Source organism: Vibrio sp. 10N.222.55.C6 (assembly GCF_041473395.1).
GTDB lineage: Bacteria > Pseudomonadota > Gammaproteobacteria > Enterobacterales > Vibrionaceae > Vibrio > Vibrio crassostreae_C.
In genome coordinates this window covers 1-363 of the sequence record NZ_JBFRSD010000087.1, presented here as the reverse complement: position 1 = coordinate 363, position 363 = coordinate 1, and the positions used below count along the sequence as shown (strand labels likewise).

General features: G+C 40.5%; 1 protein-coding gene. It reads right to left on the bottom strand.

The features are described from left to right. Positions 1 to 363, bottom strand: a 363-nt coding sequence (locus tag AB4486_RS22670) for a HAMP domain-containing protein (RefSeq protein WP_372118721.1), incomplete at both ends; no start/stop codon positions are given.

The following is a 363-nucleotide window of genomic DNA, read 5'->3' as shown; positions in this document are numbered from 1 at the left end:
AACTCTTGGATCAACAAATTTTCAAGAAACGCTTCGGTACATTTAAAAATGTCACGAGTAGCAGCGTTCGCATGAACGATGAACCCTTTTTCATCGGCTACCAACAACGAGTGCTGAACAGTTTCAATTACCTCATTTGCAAACGACTTTTCTTCTTGTAGTTTATCGAGCGTAAAATTGATTTGGTTGTCACGATGTTGAAGTCTTTCGAGCATGGTATTAAAAGCTCGAACCAGATCCCCTATCTCATCGTGGTTCGTTGCGACTAATTTTGGTTGTTCTGAACGACGTTCAACAAAAGCTTGCATCGCCTCATTAAGGTCAAACATTGGATCGATAATCAAGCGTTGAACCAATTTGACC